The 16245-nt window shown below is 48.5% G+C and carries 16 protein-coding genes; 12 read left to right on the plus strand and 4 right to left on the minus strand.

The annotated features are described in order from the left end of the window. The first annotated feature begins 8 nt into the window (after positions 1 to 8). Genes trkA through ACYJZR_RS15290 form a run of 3 tightly spaced genes read left to right on the plus strand, consistent with a single transcriptional unit; the run spans position 9 to position 3450 of the window. Positions 9 to 1385 carry a Trk system potassium transporter TrkA gene (gene trkA, locus ACYJZR_RS15280; protein WP_005461427.1) on the plus strand — a complete coding sequence of 459 codons (1377 nt, stop codon included), beginning with the start codon at positions 9 to 11 and terminating at the stop codon, positions 1383 to 1385. Positions 1386 to 1394: 9 nt separating this feature from the next. Further along, a complete protein-coding gene (locus tag ACYJZR_RS15285) occupies positions 1395 to 2840 on the plus strand; it encodes a TrkH family potassium uptake protein (RefSeq protein ID WP_005481183.1) in 1446 nt (481 codons plus the stop codon). Positions 2841 to 2865: 25 nt separating this feature from the next. Then, positions 2866 to 3450: a DUF3157 family protein gene (locus tag ACYJZR_RS15290; RefSeq protein ID WP_406966438.1), complete on the plus strand. Its 585-nt coding sequence runs from the start codon at positions 2866 to 2868 to the stop codon at positions 3448 to 3450. A 67-nt stretch (positions 3451 to 3517) separates the two neighbouring features. On the opposite strand, the gene trhA is transcribed toward ACYJZR_RS15290, so the two are convergent. Continuing rightward, positions 3518 to 4171, minus strand: coding sequence for a PAQR family membrane homeostasis protein TrhA (trhA, locus tag ACYJZR_RS15295; protein WP_005461458.1), 654 nt, complete (start codon positions 4169 to 4171; stop codon positions 3518 to 3520). A gap of 72 nt (positions 4172 to 4243) precedes the next feature. Next, a complete protein-coding gene (locus ACYJZR_RS15300) occupies positions 4244 to 5050 on the minus strand; it encodes a sporulation protein (RefSeq protein ID WP_015297518.1) in 807 nt (268 codons plus the stop codon). Between the two features lie 296 nt (positions 5051 to 5346). Here ACYJZR_RS15300 and ACYJZR_RS15305 point away from each other — a divergent pair, with 296 nt between their 5' ends. From ACYJZR_RS15305 to ACYJZR_RS15325, 5 genes are all read left to right on the plus strand, one after another. Further along, entirely contained in the window at positions 5347 to 5514 is a 168-nt protein-coding gene (locus tag ACYJZR_RS15305; protein ID WP_011106137.1) for a hypothetical protein, read from the plus strand. A gap of 111 nt (positions 5515 to 5625) precedes the next feature. Next, complete coding sequence (locus tag ACYJZR_RS15310) at positions 5626 to 5892, plus strand: YihD family protein (RefSeq protein ID WP_005461387.1); 267 nt, start codon at positions 5626 to 5628, stop codon at positions 5890 to 5892. Between the two features lie 277 nt (positions 5893 to 6169). Beyond that, positions 6170 to 7591, plus strand: a complete 1422-nt coding sequence (ccoG, locus tag ACYJZR_RS15315; protein ID WP_015297519.1) for a cytochrome c oxidase accessory protein CcoG — start codon at positions 6170 to 6172, stop codon at positions 7589 to 7591. Between the two features lie 54 nt (positions 7592 to 7645). Next, a complete protein-coding gene (locus ACYJZR_RS15320; protein WP_020839880.1) occupies positions 7646 to 8632 on the plus strand; it encodes a serine/threonine protein kinase in 987 nt (328 codons plus the stop codon). 34 nt (positions 8633 to 8666) lie between these two features. Continuing rightward, positions 8667 to 9269 carry a thiol:disulfide interchange protein DsbA/DsbL gene (locus ACYJZR_RS15325; protein ID WP_005454748.1) on the plus strand — a complete coding sequence of 201 codons (603 nt, stop codon included), beginning with the start codon at positions 8667 to 8669 and terminating at the stop codon, positions 9267 to 9269. Positions 9270 to 9310: 41 nt separating this feature from the next. Here ACYJZR_RS15325 and ACYJZR_RS15330 read toward each other — a convergent pair whose 3' ends face one another. Then, complete coding sequence (locus tag ACYJZR_RS15330) at positions 9311 to 10189, minus strand: acyltransferase (RefSeq protein WP_020904428.1); 879 nt, start codon at positions 10187 to 10189, stop codon at positions 9311 to 9313. A 162-nt stretch (positions 10190 to 10351) separates the two neighbouring features. Here ACYJZR_RS15330 and ACYJZR_RS15335 point away from each other — a divergent pair, with 162 nt between their 5' ends. Then, on the plus strand, positions 10352 to 11308 hold the full coding sequence (locus tag ACYJZR_RS15335) for a DUF2860 domain-containing protein (protein ID WP_406966437.1): 957 nt from the start codon (positions 10352 to 10354) through the stop codon (positions 11306 to 11308). A gap of 56 nt (positions 11309 to 11364) precedes the next feature. On the opposite strand, the gene ACYJZR_RS15340 is transcribed toward ACYJZR_RS15335, so the two are convergent. Beyond that, on the minus strand, positions 11365 to 12888 hold the full coding sequence (locus tag ACYJZR_RS15340; RefSeq protein ID WP_140261187.1) for a YifB family Mg chelatase-like AAA ATPase: 1524 nt from the start codon (positions 12886 to 12888) through the stop codon (positions 11365 to 11367). Between the two features lie 464 nt (positions 12889 to 13352). Between ACYJZR_RS15340 and ilvG the strand changes: the two genes are divergently transcribed. From ilvG to ilvE, 3 genes are read left to right on the plus strand one after another with little or no spacing between them, the layout of a single operon-like run. Further along, the gene (gene ilvG, locus ACYJZR_RS15345; RefSeq protein WP_005461385.1) at positions 13353 to 14999 is read left to right on the plus strand and encodes an acetolactate synthase 2 catalytic subunit; all 1647 of its coding nucleotides are present in this window, start codon (positions 13353 to 13355) and stop codon (positions 14997 to 14999) included. A gap of 10 nt (positions 15000 to 15009) precedes the next feature. Further along, positions 15010 to 15294 carry an acetolactate synthase 2 small subunit gene (gene ilvM, locus ACYJZR_RS15350; protein ID WP_005378958.1) on the plus strand — a complete coding sequence of 95 codons (285 nt, stop codon included), beginning with the start codon at positions 15010 to 15012 and terminating at the stop codon, positions 15292 to 15294. 12 nt (positions 15295 to 15306) lie between these two features. Continuing rightward, positions 15307 to 16245 carry a branched-chain-amino-acid transaminase gene (ilvE, locus tag ACYJZR_RS15355; RefSeq protein ID WP_015297538.1) on the plus strand — a complete coding sequence of 313 codons (939 nt, stop codon included), beginning with the start codon at positions 15307 to 15309 and terminating at the stop codon, positions 16243 to 16245.

Raw genomic sequence — 16245 nt, forward strand, 5'->3', positions numbered from 1 at the left:
AAAAGAGTATGAAGATCATTATTCTTGGTGCAGGTCAGGTTGGCGGCACACTGGCAGAAAACCTAGTGGGTGAAAACAACGACATCACCATCGTCGACAACAATGCCGACCGACTGCGTGAATTGCAGGACAAATACGACCTGCGTGTGGTCAATGGCCATGCGAGCCACCCAGACGTGCTGCACGAAGCTGGCGCGCAAGACGCCGATATGCTCGTCGCAGTAACCAACACTGATGAAACCAACATGGCCGCCTGTCAGGTCGCGTTCACTCTATTCAACACCCCAAACCGCGTTGCACGTATTCGCTCTCCAGAATACTTGGCAGAAAAAGAAGCCCTATTTAAGTCTGGTGCGATCCCCGTCGACCACCTGATTGCGCCAGAAGAGCTGGTAACCAGCTACATCGAACGTCTGATCCAATACCCGGGCGCGCTGCAAGTGGTGAGCTTTGCTGAACAGAAAGTCAGCCTAGTGGCGGTAAAAGCCTACTACGGTGGCCCGTTGGTGGGTAACGCGCTGTCTGCTTTGCGTGAGCACATGCCGCACATCGATACCCGTGTGGCAGCGATTTTCCGTCAAGGCCGTCCGATTCGCCCGCAAGGCACCACCATTATTGAAGCCGATGATGAAGTGTTCTTCGTCGCCGCAAGCAACCACATTCGCTCTGTAATGAGTGAGCTACAGCGCCTAGAAAAACCTTACCGCCGCATCATGATTGTTGGCGGGGGTAACATCGGCGCAAGCTTGGCAAAACGCCTAGAGCAAACTTACAGCGTGAAGCTGATTGAGCGCGACTATCAGCGTGCAGAAAAGCTGTCTGAGCAATTAGAGAACACCATCGTGTTCTGTGGCGATGCCGCAGACCAAGAGCTACTGACTGAAGAAAACATCGACCAAGTTGACGTATTCATCGCTCTCACCAACGAAGATGAAACCAACATCATGTCCGCTATGCTGGCAAAACGCATGGGCGCGAAGAAGGTGATGGTACTAATCCAACGTGGCGCGTACGTTGACTTAGTCCAAGGCGGCGTGATTGATGTGGCCATCTCACCACAGCAAGCGACCATTTCCGCCTTGCTGACACACGTTCGCCGTGCAGACATCGTAAACGTGTCGTCTCTGCGTCGCGGTGCGGCGGAAGCTATCGAAGCCGTAGCGCACGGTGACGAAACCACATCCAAAGTGGTTGGCCGAGCGATTGGCGACATTAAACTGCCACCGGGAACCACCATTGGTGCTGTCGTTCGTGGCGAAGAAGTTCTTATCGCACACGATCGTACCGTCATCGAGCAAGATGACCACGTCGTGATGTTCTTGGTCGACAAAAAGTACGTACCAGACGTCGAAGCGCTGTTCCAGCCGAGCCCATTCTTCCTCTAGGATTTTCCTATGGTCAACTTACGTCCCGTACTGTTTGTTATCGGGCTGGTTTTATCCAAACTGGCCCTTTTTATGTACGTGCCGACTTTGGTCGCTTTCTTCACAGGTACGGGCGGTTTCCTCGATTTCGCCCAAGCCGTTGTGATCACGCACCTTGCCGCCTTCATCTGTTTGACGATTGGTCGAACCGCCAAGTTCAAACTCAGTGTGCGCGACATGTTCCTCATCACCAGTTTGGTCTGGACCATCGCCAGCGCGTTCGCCGCGTTGCCATTTGTGTTCATTAACCACATCAGCTTCACCGATGCCTACTTCGAAACCATGTCGGGCATCACCACCACGGGATCCACAGTGCTCAGTGGCTTGGACAACATGGCGCCGAGCATTTTGTTATGGCGCTCCATCTTGCAATGGCTGGGTGGCATTGGCTTTATCGTAATGGCAGTGGCAATCCTACCCATGTTGAACGTCGGTGGTATGAAGCTGTTCCAAACGGAATCGTCCGACTGGTCAGATAAAAGCAGCCCAAGAGCCAAAACCGTAGCGAAGAACATCGTGTTGGTGTATCTGATCTTAACAGGCATGTGCATTGGTGGTTATGTTCTGACGGGCATGAACCTGTTTGAAGCAATCAACCACGCCTTTACCACCCTATCTACCGGCGGTTACTCGACCTCCGATAGCTCGATGAACAACTTCTCCAACGGCGCGCACTGGGTCGCGACCACTTTCATGTTCTTGGGCGGTCTGCCATTTCTATTGTTTGTTGCCGCGCTACGCAAACGCAGCATCGATATTCTGGTCAAAGATGCACAGGTACGAGGCTTTGCATACTTGTTCTTGTTCTCAAGCTTGGTGGTTGCCGCTTGGCTAGTGATTCGCGATGGTTACACAATTTTGGATGCCCTGCGAGTGTCGATGTTCAACATCGTTTCTGTGGTGACAACCACCGGGTTCGGCTTGGAAGATTTCACCGCTTGGGGCGCTCTGCCAACCACGCTCTTTGCCTTCTTAATGATGGCTGGGGCATGTTCTGGCTCAACCGCAGGCGGGATTAAAATCTTCCGTTTCCAAATTGCTATGACGCTGTTGAACAAACAGATCATGAAACTGATTCATCCATCCGGCGTTTTCGTGCAACGTTACAACCAACGTCCTGTGAACGACGACATCGTGCGCTCTGTGGTGGCGTTTGGGTTGATGTTCTTTATCACCATCATCTTTATCGCTGGCTGTTTAAGTGCCCTTGGTCTTGATCCCGTGACCAGCATTTCTGGCTCAATCACCGCCGTTGCCAACGTGGGTCCTGGCATGGGTAGCGTGATCGGCCCAACAGGTAACTTCGCGCCACTACCAGATGCCGCTAAATGGCTTCTAAGCTTTGGTATGTTGATGGGCCGCTTGGAGATTCTGACTATTCTTGTACTGTTCTTCCCTGCGTTTTGGCGCCGTTAAGCAGACACAAATAAAAGGTATGACAATGAAAACATGGATCACTCTGGCGACCCTACTCGCCACCTCATCTGCCTACGCCGCTGAAGTCGTCACTTTAGCCGACGGTCGAGAAGTGAAGTTGAACGATGACTTTACTTGGGAATACGTGATGACAAGTTCTGCGCCAAAAGAGGCCGTAGCCCAAACCACAACCAGCGCGGTTGAAACTGTCGCAGCTCCTGCGATTGCGACAATTCCGGTCGTAACAAAAACCGTCGGTACCACCGTGGTTGTGAACGCGAAAAAACTAACCTTGCAGTTGTCAGACTCAGGGGTTGACGTACTGATTGGCTCTGCGAGCTACGAAGGTGGAGAACTGGTACTGCCAACGTCTATCACCAACCAAAGCTCTCAATCTGTCATTCAGGTGGAAGTTGAGGTACAAGTGTTTGATATGTCTGGCAAGCAACTGGCGAAAGAAAAGGTCACGGTTTGGCAATCCATCAAACGAATGGCGGATACTTACCTGAGACCACAGCAAGCAGAACAAGGTAAGAGCATTAAACTGGCCGTGCCGCAATCTCAGCAATACCAGTTTTCTGCCAAAGTGTTAGAAGTGAAAACTCGCTAATACGGGTCTGATATTCTTTGTCGAGCGTATCTTGCCACGCTGACGCATGAGGCTTAGGTCGCTAAGTTTAGATAGGCTCGACAAAGTAATAAATCGCGAAGAAGTGACACACACAACCCGCTAAAACGAAGCCGTGCCAAATCGCATGGTTAAAGGGGATACGCTTCGCAACATAGAAAATCACCCCTAGCGAGTACACCAAACCACCCACCGCAAGCAGCGTAAGTCCACCGATATCCAGATTGATCGCCAACTGATAAATCACAATCAACGACAGCCATCCCATCACCAAATAAGTCATCAGCGACAACTTCTTAAAGCGATAAACAAACGCGACCTTCATGATGATGCCGAGCAGAGCAATGCTCCAGATAACTATCATCAAGCCAAACGCAAGTGGCGTGCGTAAACTCACCAACAAAAATGGCGTGTAACTGCCAGCAATAAGCAAATAAATAGCGCAATGGTCGAAGGTTTTCAGCCAGCGTTTCGCTTTAGGATGAGGAATCGCGTGGTAAAGCGTTGAGGCTAAAAACAGCACAATAATACTGGAGCCGTAGATCGCCATGCTTGTCACGGTCAATGTGTCAGCTTGGTGGTTTGTCGCTTTGATTAACAACAGGATTAACCCGACAATGCCGAAAATCATCCCAATACCGTGCGTGATGGTGTTGGCGAGCTCTTCACTTTGACTGTATTGAGGTTTCTGCGGTGAGGACATCAATGCGCCTATACTAGAGTTTTGAATATTCGCTCTAGTATGGCACATTAAGCGTACACGTGTAAGCTAAAATTAAGACTCGTGAATCGCGGTCGTTTGGTCGAGGTAATTGAGGACAAGCTCACCCACGTCTTCCAGGTTTGTTGTCACCGGAATACACAGTTCGCGCTTGAGTTTTCCACTGCCGAGCAAGCTGGCAAGCATACCGCGAGAGCCACTGCGAGTGCGGTCAATCTCAAACCAAAGCTTGAGGTTTTGCTCATCGCGATGCGCGACAAATTCTAACTCGCGCCATACGCCATGATATGGGCCATCAGTGGGCACCATTTCAAACTCTTGTACAAATGGCAGTTCGAAACCTTTTACCTCTTCGCATTCGACTTGGCGAATACGCAAGCCTTGGGCTTCAAACGCTGACAATATGGCATCCATAAGTGGGTCGGGTCTAACGGTGAGAATGTCTTTGTCGGTAGGGTCAAGCGCCATCGCCACATCTAAGCCGGTTTCTAGCCAGACTTTTGCATCGCCGATGGTCACTGGTGTGTTCCAAGGCACGTCGAGTTTGACGTCGAAGGTGCGCTCTTCACCAGGATGAATCGTAAAGGCGTACGGGAGATTCCATTTCGCCAAGACATGCGTTTGCGGTACTCGACGCATGCTGTGCCCTTCTCGCGCACCACGGTCGTCCGGAGCCTCTGCGATGTAGCGGCAACAAAGCTTCATATCGATATTATCGATCGCTTGTTCTGTCGCGCCACCATAAACGTGAATAGAAACATCCACACTTTGACCGGGATAAAGCACATCCTGATTTAGAATCGAATCTACCTTAGCGCTGCCGATCCCAAAGCTCGCAAGTGTCTTCTTCAAAAATGACATATGCACCTCCTTTGTCGAGATCTCATACTACTACTGCTGATCATGGGATCAAAACAAATTTTTGCGTCGATCCGAGCGACAAAATAACAAAATCGAGAGAATTCAATTGCTCAACTATCGACCAATTATAACAAGGGTGCTAACCTATACATGATATGCATGCATATCGGTATTCCTGACTCATTTATTGGACTGGCGAAAGCCAAAAGAGCCACCCTTCAAGCAGTTGAAGTTCAACTCATAATGAATCAGGCCATTACATCGGCAATGGATATGCCTGGCAGTTAGGTAATCGAATGCGCCCAACTACAGTCAGGTTCGCACACACCAATACAAGTGCAATGCGCCGCCGCAGTGGCTTCACTACTGCATCTAAGGCAAAACAAGTTGCGCCAGCTATGACACTGGTTGAGAAGACAGCAATAGTGTCGAGTGTTACAACCAAAGTTATCAAAGCAGCTTAACCAAAAGCGCGGCGCCAGCTGCGCTTTTTCTTTTCCTTCCTTTTCTATTTGTCTTCGCGATGCAATTTGATACCTTAAGCGCAAATACTTATAAATATTGTGGAGAAAGAAATGAAGTGTCATCGCATAGAAGAGCTACTTGAGCTATTAGAGCCTGAGTGGCAAAAAGACCAAGAAATGAACCTGCTGCAATTCATCGTCAAACTGGCGCAAGAGGCGGGCTACGACGGCAAGTTGGAAGATCTCTCCGACGACGTACTGATCTACCATCTTAAAATGCGCAACAGCAGCAAAGACGAAATGATCCCAGGCCTGAAGAAAGACCAAGAAGATGACTTCAAAACCGCTATCTTACGTGCTCGCGGCATCATCAAATAAACACGTCTCACGACTTTCGAAGCGACTCCTCAGAGTCGCTTTTTTTATAACTAAATCAAATAGATTTTTAATACAGTTATAACTGTTCAGCCGTTTATTAGGTTAACTGTACTGACTTTTGTTGTTAAACGTAGACTGCGTTAAAGAAAAGGAATTGTTATTGCTTGTATAATCGCCGTTTATCAGTATTAACTAAAATAATTAATAGCAATGTCACAGAGCGACATCACCAGAAATGCCGCCGTACATTATAAAAAAGCCTAAGAAGGATGAGTGCATGAGTCAGGATAAGATCGATATCAAAGATGTGACTCCCAAGACTTTCAACCCGAAAACCCATAAAGGAAACGGGGATCGTTTTAACCCAAGCAATCGCATCTACGTTCGAGAAAGTAAAGGGACTTACCAAAAACTGCGTCGCTACGGTGGTTGGTTCTTACTGCTACTGTTTGCTTTGGTACCGTGGATCCCATACGGCGAGCGACAAGCGATCTTGCTTGATATCGGCAACCAGCAGTTCAACTTTTTCGGCACCACGCTTTATCCGCAAGATCTGACCCTACTCGCTCTGCTCTTTGTGATCGCCGCGTTTGGCCTGTTCTTCATTACCACCTTTTTAGGCCGAGTCTGGTGTGGCTATCTCTGCCCGCAAACCGTGTGGACCTTCATGTACATCTGGTTTGAAGAAAAACTCGAAGGCAGCGCGAATAAACGTCGCAAACAAGACGCCAATAAACTCACCGCCAACTTAGCCATGCGTAAAACACTCAAGCACATCGCTTGGTTTGCTATCGCGCTCGCCACAGGCTTCACCTTTGTTGGTTACTTTGTGCCGATGAAACAGCTGGTGATTGATTTCTTCACCTTCAACGCGAACTTCTGGCCAGTATTCTGGGTGATGTTCTTTGCCATCTGTACTTACGGCAACGCAGGTTGGATGCGCTCAATCATGTGTATTCACATGTGTCCTTACGCGCGTTTTCAATCAGCGATGTTCGACAAAGACACGTTCATCGTCGGTTACGATACCAAACGTGGTGAAAAGCGCGGTCCGCGTTCACGTAAAGCCGATCCAAAACAACTGGGCTTAGGTGACTGTATTGACTGTGATCTGTGTGTGCAGGTGTGTCCAACTGGCATCGATATCCGTGACGGCTTGCAGTATGAATGTATTAACTGTGGCGCTTGTATTGATGCGTGTGACAACACTATGGATCGCATGGGCTACGAAAAAGGCTTAATCAGCTACACCACCGAACACCGTCTATCGGGCAAACACACCAAAGTGATGCGACCTAAGCTACTGGGCTATGGCGCGGTACTCTTGGTGATGATTGGTCTGTTCTTCGCTCAAATCGCCGCCGTCGATCCTGCAGGCATGAGCGTGATTCGCGACCGTAACCAACTGTTCCGCGTGAACAGCGCTGGCGAAGTAGAAAACACCTACACCCTAAAAGTGATCAACAAAACTCAACAAGTCCAAGAATACAATCTGGATGTAAAAGGATTGAACGATGTGAGTTGGTACGGCAAACAAACAATTCAAGTTGAGCCAGGGGAAGTGTTGAACTTGCCAATGAGCCTTGGTGCCGATCCTGACAAGCTAAACTCTGCGATCACCACAATTCAGTTTATACTCACCGATAAGAGCAACGAATTCACTATCGAAGTTGAAAGTCGGTTTATCAAAAAGCTGTAACGACAACGTCGACAATTAATGGAAAAAGGCTCAGTAATGAGCCTTTTTATTTATATGTCCCAAAGTATGTTTAACTTTGACGCCCTCACCCCTGATTTCATGTGGTACGCGTTAGAAAGCATTGGCATTCGTGCTGAATCGGGCTTTCTGCCTCTCAACAGTTACGAAAACCGTGTGTATCAATTTACCGATGAAGAGCGTCGTCGCTACGTCGTGAAGTTCTATCGTCCGGAACGTTGGAGCAACGAGCAGATTCAAGAAGAGCACGATTTCACGCTTGAGCTGATTGATAACGAAATCCCCGTCGCCCCACCCGTACGCATCAATGGCAACACCCTGCACCACTATCAAGGCTACGGGTTCGCTCTCTTCGAAAGCGTGGGCGGTCGTCAGTTTGAAGTCGATAACTTAGAGCAACTTGAAGGAGTTGGTCGCTTTTTAGGACGCATCCATAAAGTCGGCAGCCGACAAGCTTTTCAACATCGCCCTACCATTGGTTTGCAAGAGTATCTCTACCAACCACGTGAGATTTTGCAAAACGCCAATATGATCCCGATGCATTTAGAAAACAGCTTTTTCAATGACTTGGACATGCTCATCAAAGCCATCGAAAACCACTGGCAAGGCAGCTTCGCAACGATTCGTCTGCATGGCGATTGCCATCCGGGTAACATCTTGTGGCGCGACGGCCCAATGTTTGTCGATTTAGATGACTCGCGCAACGGCCCTGCCGTACAAGATTTGTGGATGCTACTTAACGGCGAACGCCAAGATAAGCTGATGCAACTGGACATCATTTTAGAGGCGTATCAAGAGTTTTGCGACTTTAACGCCGCGGAATTGAAACTAATCGAGCCGCTTCGCGGTCTACGAATGGTGCACTATATGGCATGGCTAGCAAAACGTTGGCATGACCCAGCATTTCCACTCGCTTTTCCATGGTTTAATGAGCCAAAATACTGGGAAGGTCAGGTCCTTGCATTTAAAGAGCAGATTGCCAGCTTAGAAGAAGCACCACTGTCTTTAATGCCTCAATGGTAAGTCAGGCCGAACAATTCAAAATGGAGATATTTAGATGAAAAAACTGTTCGCACTGTTTTCTATGCTAATGCTAAGCCTGTCGGCACATGCAGCGCAATTCAAAGAAGGTGAACATTACAAAGTATTGGATCTTGAGGTATCAAAGAAGCCTTTAGTGACTGAGTTCTTCTCATTCTACTGCCCACACTGTAATACCTTTGAACCAGTTATCCAGCAGCTTAAAAAGCAGCTACCTGAAGGCACCAAACTGCAAAAGAACCACGTGTCTTTCATGGGTGGCAACATGGGCCCTTCAATGAGCAAAGCATTCGCCACGATGGTCGCAATGAAGGTTGAAGATCAAATGGTGCCAGTGATGTTTAACCGCATCCACAACATGCGCAAACCACCACGTGACGACGCTGAACTTCGCCAAATCTTCCTAGATGAAGGCATAGATGCGAAGAAATTTGATGCGGCTTACAACGGCTTCGCGGTTGATTCAATGGTTCGTCGTATGGACAAGCAGTTCGAAAACAGCGGTTTGACAGGCGTTCCTGCGGTTATCGTAAATAACAAATACCTAGTTCAAGCACAAAGCATTAAATCAATGGATGAGTACTTTGCACTGGTGAACTACTTGCTAACGCTAAAATAAGCGCAACGCACAGAAAACAGGGGAGCACATGGCTCCCCTTTTTATTTGTGAATCTCTTGTAGCAATTGGTCTTTCTCTTGCCACACATCCCCTAACCATTGCTGGAATTGGCGCTTGTACGGCTTGTCGTTGAAGTAATCCCCTAACACCTGTTCATCAACTGGCAACACTTTCACATGGACCACGATCTTAGTCATGCGCCCCATCAGCATGTCTTTAAAAGGTTTGTCCGTATTCTCTGGATACGCGAGGGTCACATCAATGATGTTCTCAAACTGCTCGCCCATTGCCGCCAATGTGTAAGCAATACCGCCTGACTTGGGTTGCAACAGGTATTGGTAGCCCGCTTTGCTTTTACGCTGCTTCTCTTCAGTAAAGCGTGTACCTTCCACGTAGTTCACAACCGTTGTTGGAGTATGCTTGAACTTGGCACACGAACGACGTGTGGTTGCCAAATCTTGGCCACGTTTGTGAGGGTTACGAATTAAATACTCACGAGAGTAACGACGCATGAAAGGCATGTCTAAAGCCCAACATGCCATACCAATAAACGGCACATACAGCAGTTGTTGTTTGAGGAAAAACTTCGGCATTGGAATACGATCTTTAAATACGCAGCACAGCACAACAATATCCGTCCAACTGAGGTGATTGCTGATCAGCAAATACCAACCATCTTTTTTCAGATTCTCGATGCCTTGAACGTCCCACTCCACACGGTTAGACAAGGCAAGAATCCCCGCATTGACGGTCGCCCAAATCCACATCACTTTGTTGGCAGCTTCCGTCCCTTTAGCTTTTAACTGCGCGGTCGGAAGTAGGATCTTAAAAATAGCGATGACACAAATTACGAGTGAACAAATCGCAGAATTGAGGATCACAAAAGAAGCGTTAAAAAAAAATAACAAATATGCCAACATGATAACCAAACAACAGTGATAAGGTGTGAGTAATAAAACAGCGTGTAATTATACTGCTCCGTTGCCACATTGGAACATTTGTGAGAATGGTCAGATTTGTTTTATGTAAAACCAGACTCATATCAAAATCACAATATTCATTCGACAACAAGGAGATAACGAATGAAACCAAGGCTAACCCTTTTGCCTTTGGCCTTTGTCGTCAGTGCTGCTCAGGCTCAACTCGCTGAAACTGCAGGGTTCAGCGGCGAAATCTCAATCAATGCTGGTGTGATTTCATCGGAATCGAACTTTAATACCGACAACAGCAAAACCATCGACTCGTTAAACCAAAGCGCTGAAAGCGACACAACCGTCATCGCAGCGCCACTCGGAAGTATCGCCTACACGTTTGGTCGCCAGCTCAACCACCAAGTGTATGCTGGTACAACGCGTTCCGATGTGGCAGTCGGTACACTGGCTTTTCAATTAGGCTATAAGTACGAACTGCCGTCAGGCACAGTATTGGATGTCTCTTACCTTCCGACCGTCCTCAAAGGCGAAACGTGGCGTAATCCTTATCAGGTGAGTACGGCTCGTAAAACAACGGATGAAGGTGGTAACGCCTATCGATTTCAAATCAAAGGTTTGGTCGATAGAAACTTCACCCTCGATTTAGCTTATGCCGATAAAGATGTCGAACAAGATGAAGTCACCGACCATTCACTCGCGCGTGATGCCAGTATTTATTACGTAAAAGGCGAATATCGTATTTCACTAGACCAAACATCGCTACTGCAACCCGCGTTCACCTACATCAACCAAGATGCGGATGGAAAAGCAGAATCGTATGACTCTTATGCCTTTGACGTAAGTTGGTTTAAATTCATCAACCGTCATCGTTTAGCCTTAACCGCAGGCTATGCACTCAAAGATTATCAATCGGCTAGCCAAACTTTTGCGAAAACGCGCAGTGATGACACCTTGAGCTTGTTTGCCGCTTACGAATACCAAAACGTGTTTGATTGGCAGAACTGGTCGTTCATTTCCTTCGCGGGTTATAGCCAAACCGATTCAAACATCACCTTTTATGACGAAAATGAATACCTTTTGTCGTTAGGCTTTAACTACAGCTTCTAACATGGTTCTCGCGGCGAACATGTGAATACTCGCCGCGAACTCCTCTCAAATGACCACTACACGGCTTGAGCCGTGAGTTGTTTCAGCAATCGGTCCATCGCGCGATACCCGAGCGCTTCCGCCAAATGAGAACGTTCAATCTGCTCAGCACCTTCTAAATCCGCTATCGTGCGAGCCACTTTAATGATGCGATGATAGGCACGAATCGATAACCCCAGCCGATGTAGTGCAATTTCGAGAAATTCCGCATCGCTTTTTTGCAACGGGCAAAATGCCTCAATTTCACGGCTGCCGAGTAGTGCGTTTACTTTGCCGTTTCGATTGAGCATGCTCTCGCGAGCAAGACTGACGCGCTCTTTAACGAGTTCCGTGGGTTCACCTCGGTCACCACCTTCCGCCAACGTGCCTTTCGGTAAGGATGGAATTTCTAACGACATATCAAAACGGTCGAGAAGCGGTCCCGATAAACGACCTAAGTAACGCAAAATAGCTTGAGGGTTAGTGCGAGCTTGATTCCCTTCGTAATAGCCAGTTGGGCTTGGATTCAACGCGCCCACCAGCTGAAAACGAGCAGGAAAACGCGTTTTTCCTTGTGCGCGCGAAATGATGATCTCACCCGATTCCAGTGGCTCTCGTAACGAGTCCAACACTTTACGGTCAAACTCCGGCATTTCATCAAGGAACAATAACCCATTGTGAGCCAAAGAAATCTCTCCCGGTCTTGGCACCGAGCCACCACCAACTAATGCAGCCATCGAACTGGAATGGTGCGGCGCACGAAACGGACGCGACTTCCAGTTGTGCTCATTAATCTCACTTTGCGTCAGTGATGCGACTGAAGCCGTTTCCATCGCTTCTTCGTCGCTCATCTCCGGCAGTAAGTCGCATAAACGCGACGCCAGCATGGTTTTTCCTGTACCAGGAGGACCAAGGAAAAGTAGGTTGTGGTTTCCAGCCGCCGCAATTTCTAGTGCACGCTTGCCTTGTTGCTGGCCAATGATGTCTTGTAGATCTCGACCATGCTTTTCAACCGTTTTTCGCTTCGGAGTTTGATAAAGATTGAGACGATGCTGACCACATAACTCCGCACACACCTCAAGTAAGGATTGCGCTGACTTATGTTGCTCTTTGCCCACCAGCGCCGCTTGATCGCCATTGACATGAGGCACCACCAAATGACGTCCTACTTTGCTTGCAGCCAACGCGGCAGGAAGCACACCTTTGACAGGTCTTAACCCTCCAGACAGGGCTAATTCGCCAACAAATTCGTAGTTTTTGAGCCTATCTGTCGCGATTTGCTCTGAAGCCGCCAAAATACCCAATGCGATAGGCAAATCAAAACGTCCGCCTTCTTTAGGTAAATCCGCCGGGGCCAAATTGACCGTAATGCGTTTGGCTGGAAACTGGAAATTTGAGTTGATGATCGCACTGCGTACACGATCTTTGGATTCCTTTACCGTAGTCTCCGGCAACCCAACGAGAGTAAAGCCGGGCATGCCATTACTGATATGCACTTCCACACTAACTGACGGCGCTTGCACCCCGACACTTGCCCGACTATGAATGATTGCCAGCCCCATAAACTCCCCAATCTATTGAACACTATATAAACAAATGTTTTATCTATGTGGTTATGTTATATACCGCGTCCAAATTGAGAGTTAATGTGAAAAAAGAATGACTTTTTGCTTGTCATGCAGCGGATTTGTGTGATACCACTAATGACGCAAACATTTTCGTAGAACATTACACAATACTATTTAACGAAAAAAGAACGACAGACAGATGAACCTATTCGCTCATATCAACACACTGCTAGCCCTGATTATCGTGGTCATTATTGGCACCGCGCGGGGGCTTGTGGGCGAAAGGTAACCACAAATTACAAAAAACCCCCGCGCTGAAAAGTCCGGGGGTTTTTTTACAACTACAAGTTGTCATCTGTCTAACCCTCGGACAGTTTAACGGGAAGAATGGGAGCGCACATGAAGTGCAACACACATGGCAATCGCTACGAGCCACAACGTAGCAAAGGAGGTTTACGATGACTGGTGCACAACTTGTCGTAGCCGCTTTAAGACAGCAAGGCATCAAGACGGTGTTTGGTTATCCCGGTGGAGCCATCATGCCAATATATGATGCCTTGTATGACGGGGGTGTCGAGCACATCTTATGCCGTCATGAACAAGGGGCCGCCATGGCCGCCATCGGGATGGCTCGATCCACTCAAGATGTTGCCGTGTGCATGGCAACTTCCGGCCCTGGGGCCACCAACCTTGTTACCGGCCTAGCCGATGCTTTCCTTGATTCCGTTCCTTTGGTAGCCATCACAGGTCAGGTTGCCAGCTCTCATATCGGTACCGATGCGTTCCAAGAAATGGATGTGATTGGTATGTCTCTCGCCTGTACTAAGCATAGTTATCTCGTTACTGACATTGAAGATCTTGCCCCTACGCTAGCCGAAGCGTTTGAAGTGGCCAAAACGGGTCGTCCGGGCCCGGTCATTGTCGATATTGCGAAAGATGTTCAGCTTGCTCAAGCCCCAACAGAATTACTGCCACCTTACGTTGCACCTGAAATCGAAGACGTCAGCGCTGAAGACATCAAACGCGCGCAAGACGTACTGGCGGCGTCCACTCGCCCGGTATTGTATGTCGGCGGCGGTGTGCAGCTTGCGAAAGCAACAGATGCAGTGAGAGAGTTCTTACGTCTGAACCCGATGCCAGCGGTAAGCACTCTGAAAGGCTTAGGTACGATTGAACGCCATGACCCTCACTACTTAGGCATGTTGGGTATGCACGGCACCAAAGCGGCCAACCTTGTGGTTCAAGAAGCGGATCTGTTGATTGTCGTAGGCGCGCGTTTTGATGACCGTGTGACGGGCAAACTCGATACCTTTGCGCCGCACGCCAAAGTCATTCATATCGACATCGATGCAGCAGAAATCCATAAGCTTCGCCACGCAAACGCACCACTGCGAGGCGACATCAATACCATTCTTCCTCAATTGGAGCTGACTCAAGATATCTCATCGTGGGTTCACCATAGTGAAAGTCTGCGTAGCGGCTTTAAGTGGCGTTACGACCACCCTGGCGATCTTATCTACGCGCCGCTGCTGCTTAAGCAGTTATCTGACATGATGCCAGACAGCGCCATCGTCTCGACTGACGTAGGCCAGCACCAAATGTGGGCAGCTCAGCACATTCAGCCACGCGATCCGCAAAACTTCATTACTTCCGCAGGCTTAGGCACCATGGGTTTTGGTTTGCCAGCAGCAATGGGGGCATCAGTCGCGCGTCCGGATGATCAGTCTATCCTTATTACAGGTGACGGTTCATTCATGATGAACGTACAGGAGCTAGGCACGCTAAAACGTCGCCAAATTCCAGTGAAGATTGTTCTCCTAAACAACCAACGTCTTGGCATGGTTCGCCAATGGCAATCACTGTTTTTCGACGGTCGCCACAGTGAAACCATTCTTGATGACAACCCAGATTTCGTGATGTTGGCAAAAGCCTTCGACATTCCGGGCAAAACCATCACCAAGAAAGAAGAAGTCGAACCAGCACTTAAAGAGATGCTAGCGAGCGAAACTTCTTACATGCTTCACGTTTTAATTGATGAAGAAGAAAACGTGTGGCCACTTGTACCACCTGGTGCATCAAACAGTGATATGTTGGAAAACACGTAGGAGACATCACATGGACAGATATTTACTCGACATCAAAGCCGACGACAAACCTGTACTGTTAGAGCGCGTTCTACGTGTGATTCGTCACCGAGGCTTTGTGATCAAACAGGTGGCCGCTACTCAAAACCACGAAAGTAAAGTAGCCAGCGTCGAGATCATCGTCGACAGCGATCGACCAATCTCGTTTTTGATCAATCAAATTGAGAAGTTGTGGGACGTTCGTAAAGTTGAGGTGCTGAAAATCCGCAACGATGAACTGCCAAATCACAACTTACAACAACACGTAAGTGCATAAGGAAGGCAACAAATGGCAACGAAAACTGCAGATTTCATTTGGTTTAATGGTGAGATGGTTCCATGGGCAGAGGCGAACGTGCACGTTCTCACTCACGCCATGCATTACGGCACCTCGGTATTTGAAGGGGTACGCTGCTACAACACACCAAAAGGCCCAATTGTCTTCCGTCACCGTGAACATGCACAGCGTTTAAAAGATTCCGCCAAAATTTACCGCTTCCCTATTCCATACTCTGTTGAAGAAATCATGGAAGCAACGCGTGAAACTCTGCGTCAAAACAAACTCGACAGCGCTTACATTCGTCCATTGGGATTTGTGGGCAATGTTGGTTTAGGTGTGTGTCCTCCAGTAGGCACAGAAATGGAGCTGATCATCGCAGCGTTCCCATGGGGCTCGTACCTTGGTGAAGAAGCACTAGAAAAAGGCGTGGATGCGATGATTTCAAGCTGGAATCGCGCGGCACCTAACACCATCCCTACCGCAGCAAAAGCGGGTGGTAACTACCTTTCTTCACTACTCGTTGGTGGTGAAGCACGTCGTCATGGTTACGACGAAGGTATCGCACTGAGTGTTGACGGTTACTTGTCAGAAGGCGCGGGCGAGAACATCTTTGTCATCAAAGATCGCGTGATCACCACACCACCAGCAACCAGCGCTATCCTACCGGGCATCACTCGTGACTCGATCATGACCATTGCTCGCGATAAAGGTTACGAAGTCCGTGAAGCTAACATTGCCCGCGAAGCGCTATACCTTGCGGATGAAGTATTCATGACCGGTACCGCAGCAGAAGTTGTGCCTGTGGCAACCATCGACAAAATTGAAGTGGGCAGCGGTAAACGCGGTCCGATTACCAAAGAATTGCAAGAAGCCTACTTTGGCCTATTTAACGGCACCACGGAAGATAAGTGGGGCTGGTTAGACTATGTGTACCCAGAGCAGCAGTAA

It is taken from the genome of Vibrio sp. RC2502 (assembly GCF_054850435.1).